Source organism: Rhizobacter sp. P3_C12 (assembly GCF_056402735.1).
Genome location: NZ_JBFUGW010000416.1, coordinates 1 through 3953, shown reverse-complemented (window position 1 = coordinate 3953; position 3953 = coordinate 1). Strand labels below are relative to the sequence as shown.

Here is a 3953-nt window from a genome sequence, read left to right as displayed (position 1 = left end):
GCAGCGCATCGAGGTCGTGATGATCGAGCCGCAGCCGCGCTTCGTGTCCTGCCCCGGCTCCAACCTGGTGCTGGGCGGCACGCGCACGCTCGACGACCTCACCCTCTCGTACGACGCGCTCACCGCGCGCCACGGCGTGCGCTGGGTGCGCGACGAGGCCACCACGATCGACGCCGGGCGCCGCCAGGTGACGCTCGCGTCCGGCGCGACGATCGGCTACGACAAGCTGGTGCTGTCGCCCGGCATCGAGCTGATGTTCGACGAGGTCGAAGGCCTGCGCCGTGCGCACGACGACGGCCGCGTGCTGCAGGCCTGGAAGGCGGGGCCCGAGACGCTCGCGCTGCGCCGCCAGCTCGAGGCGATGCCCGACGGCGGCGTGTTCGCGATCACGATCCCCGAGTCGCCGTACCGCTGCCCGCCGGGGCCGTACGAGCGCGCCTGCGTGGTGGCCGCCTACTTCCGGCGCGCCAAGCCGCGCTCGAAGCTGCTGGTCCTCGACGCCAACGCCGACGTCGTCTCGAAGCCCGCGCTCTTCAAGGCCGCATGGCGCGACCTGTATCCCGGCATCGTCGAGTACCGGCCGCAGCACAAGGTGATCGGCGTCGACGCGGCAGCAGGCACGCTGCGCATCGAGCTGCAGGATGCCGTGCGCGCCGACGTGCTGAACGTGCTGCCGCCGATGCGCGCCGGCGCGCTCGCGGTGAAGAGCGGCCTCGCGAATGCGGTGAACCGCTGGTGCCGCGTGAACTTCATCGATTTCGGCTCGACCGCCGCGCAGGACGTGCACGTGCTCGGCGACGCGATCCAGATCGCCCCCGGCATGCCGAAGAGCGCGCACATGGCGAACGCGCATGCCAAGGTGGCGGCCGCGGCGATCGTCGCGCAGCTGTCGGGCGTTGCGGTCAACGAACACCCGATGCTGACAAACACCTGCTACAGCTTCGTTGACGAGACCCACGCGATCCACGTCGCGAGCGTGCACGAGTACGTCGCGGCGGAATCGACCTTCAAGCCGGTGGCGGGTGCCGGCGGCGTGTCGGCCCAGCGCAACGAGGCCGAGGGCRCCTATGCCGGCGCCTGGGCCCGCAACATCTGGGCCGACACGCTCGGCTGATCAGGGCTGCTGGCAGGGCACGCCCGGATCGCAGACCCATTCGCGGCGGTAGAACGCCGTCTCGTACAGGTTGAACCTGAACCCGGCCGCCGGCCCCTTGAAGGCCAGCAGCAGCCGCTGCTCGGTCACGGTGCCGTAGACGGCCGGCAGGTTCTCCTGGGACAGCGTCAGGTCGAAGCCGCCGGACAGCAGCAGCGGCAGGTTGTTGGTGACGTAGGCGCCATAGTCCACCGGACCCACCATGAACTTGCCGGCCGGCAGCGACGGGATGCCGGAGAAGACGTTGGACGGCAGGATCGACTGCACCGCGTTGCTGAAGTCGACCTCGGTCACGCTGAACATGCCCGACGCATGGCTGGTCGCGAGGCGGGAGGCGATGTCGCCCACGATCGGGAACCACGACATCGACGAGCAGTCGGTGTTGTTCGTCGGCGTCGAGTGCGTCACCGGGTTGACGAGGGCGCCCGTCGCGAGGTTGAGGTCGTCGGCGGTGATCGTCAGCGGCCCGGAACTCACGGTCAGCGTGCAGTCGGCCCAGATCCCGTTCTTGTGGCCACGCGTGTTCACCGTTGCGTTCAGCGTCGGCACCGTGATGTTGACCTTGGGGGTGCCTGCCGGCGCGGCCGGGTCGTAGCTGACGATCACCGGGCCCGTGGCCGTGGCCTGGTGGCTGCGGTACTCCTCATAGGGGTGGGCCTGCGCGTAGACCGCGTTGTTCCAGGCCGTCGCGAGCGCGTTGAAGACCTTGCCGCTGGCCGCGTAGATCGGCGAGTAGGCGACCGGCTCCACGCTCATGTCGTACCAGAAGTTGATCGGCGTCTGCCCGGCACCGGGCGTCAGCACGCCGTTCACCTTGCCGGACTGGAAGACCGGCTTCCATTGCGGATACGCGTGGGCCGCCTGGCCCAGCAGGCCGCAGCCGATCACTACGGCAACTGCCGCGTACTTTCTGATGTTCATGCATTCCTCCCTTGGATCGCGTCGAGGTTGACGTGTCAAATACTCTGCCGCACAGGCTCCATGCCACACAGTGACTTTGGTAGCGTTCCCGCTTGTTCCCATTCCTCTCGCCATGACCCTGCCCCCCGAACTCGACCCCTGGTTCGCCCGCATCGCCGTCGGCGACTACGCCGGCCGGCTCGATGTCGAGCTCAACCTGCTCGACCGCGCGCAGGCCGCCGAGTGGACCGGCCTGCTCACGTACCACCCGATCGTCGCCGCGCTCGGCGGCATCGTGCTCGACGACCCCGAGACCAGCAACCACCACGTCTACGCCAGCCGCTCGCCGCTGCAGGGCAGCGTGTTCTACCTGGCCCACGACGACGATTCGCGCATCGTCTACGCGTCGCTGTCCGACTTCATCGCGGCGGCCGACGAGGCAAAGCGGCAGCAGACCTGGCTCAGCGAGCTGCACCCGGCGTGCTCGCCGGTCGCGGCCGACCAGGCCGGCTTGTCGCGCTGGATCGGCGAGCTGATCGGCGGCCACGCGGGCCACGATGTCGTGATGGCACTGGTGCCGTCGCTGGACCTGACCGACGCGGCCCTGCTGCGCCGGCTCGTCACCGACCCCGATTTCTTCCTCGGCGAGGCCGTCGCGGCGGAGATCGAGAAGCGGCCGTCGCGCGCGCTCGGCCCGATCGCCGAGCTGTGCACGCTGCATCCGCACCCGCAGGTGGTCAGCGCCGGGCGGCTGGCGGCGCGCGCGATCGCCAAGCTGCGCTGAGGCCATGGCCGTGAACGCTCCCGCCGAGACCGCCGAGCCGAACGTCGCCCGACGCATCGCCTGCCCGCGCTGCAGCGCGCCGATGCGCGTGCTGTCGCTGTCGTCGCACAAGGGACAGCCGGTCGCGGTGGAGCACTGCCCCGACTGCCGCCTCGTGTGGTTCGACGAGTTCGAATCGGTGCAGCTCGACAGCTTCGGCTGGGTGCGCCTGCTGCGCGAGATGGAGGCCGGCACCAGCCGCCCGCTGGCCGAGGCCCAGGTCGCGCACCCGGCCTGCCCGCGCTGCGCCGCGACGCTGAAGCAGGTGCAGAACCGGTCGCGCTTCGGCCTGTTCGCCGCGCTGGAGTGCCCGCGCCGCCACGGCCACCTGCACAGCCACAGCGGCCTGCTGGCCGAACGCGGGCTGGTGCGCCCGCTGGGCGTCGCCGAGCGGCAGGCGCTGGCGCAGGAGAAGCACACGCTGCACTGCCTGAACTGCGGCGGCGCCGCGTCGGCCGGCGACGACCACTGCAGCTGGTGCGGCACCGCGCTGGTGGTGATCGACATGCCGCGCCTGGCGCATTCGCTGCGCCTTCGGCTGGACGGCATGGGCGCATCGCCGCGTGCCATCGGCCGTGCCACCGCCTGGCCGTGCCGGGCCTGCGGCGCCGCGCTCGATCCGGCCCGCGACACGCAGTGCGGGCACTGCGGCCACATCGTCGTCGCGCAGGACCTGCCGGACATCGACCCGCTGCTGGCGGCGGCCGAAGCCGATCTCGCCGTGGCCGCTGAAGTCGAGGCGAAGCGCCTGGCGCGCTACCCGAGCACGCGCCGACCGCGCACGCCGGCCGCAGGGGGCTCGGCGGCGGCGGCGCGGACGGGCCGCTGGTCACTCCTTTCCGGATGGACGCCGCTGCTGGCCGCCCTCGCGGCGGCACTGGCCCTCGCCGTGTTCGTGCTCGCCGACCTGCACGGGCCGGGGCGCGACCCGATGGAGGCGCTGCGCGAGCAGCGGCTGGGCGCCCGCCCGGGCTCGGCCTGGGCCTGGCTGCCGGCATGGCGCGAGCTGGCCCCCGGCGACCGCAACGGCCTGCAGGCGCTGCGCCGCGGGCTCTTCGCGGTGCACCTGCGCCAGCT

The 3953-nt window shown here is 71.6% G+C and carries 4 protein-coding genes; 3 read left to right on the top strand and 1 reads right to left on the bottom strand.

The annotated features are described in order from the left end of the window. A partial coding sequence (locus AC1DXV_RS32305; RefSeq protein ID WP_477937569.1) for an NAD(P)/FAD-dependent oxidoreductase occupies nucleotides 1–1114 on the top strand: 1114 nt, incomplete at its 5' end. Here AC1DXV_RS32305 and AC1DXV_RS32300 read toward each other — a convergent pair. Further along, a complete protein-coding gene (locus tag AC1DXV_RS32300) occupies nucleotides 1115–2074 on the bottom strand; it encodes a hypothetical protein (protein ID WP_477869492.1) in 960 nt (319 codons plus the stop codon). Nucleotides 2075–2186: 112 nt separating this feature from the next. Here AC1DXV_RS32300 and AC1DXV_RS32295 point away from each other — a divergent pair, with 112 nt between their 5' ends. Continuing rightward, nucleotides 2187–2837 (top strand): hypothetical protein, encoded by a 651-nt coding sequence (locus tag AC1DXV_RS32295; protein ID WP_477869490.1) that lies wholly within the window; start codon nucleotides 2187–2189, stop codon nucleotides 2835–2837. 10 nt (nucleotides 2838–2847) lie between these two features. After that, nucleotides 2848–3953: TFIIB-type zinc ribbon-containing protein (locus AC1DXV_RS32290; protein WP_477937567.1), on the top strand; the 1106-nt coding region annotated here is incomplete at its 3' end.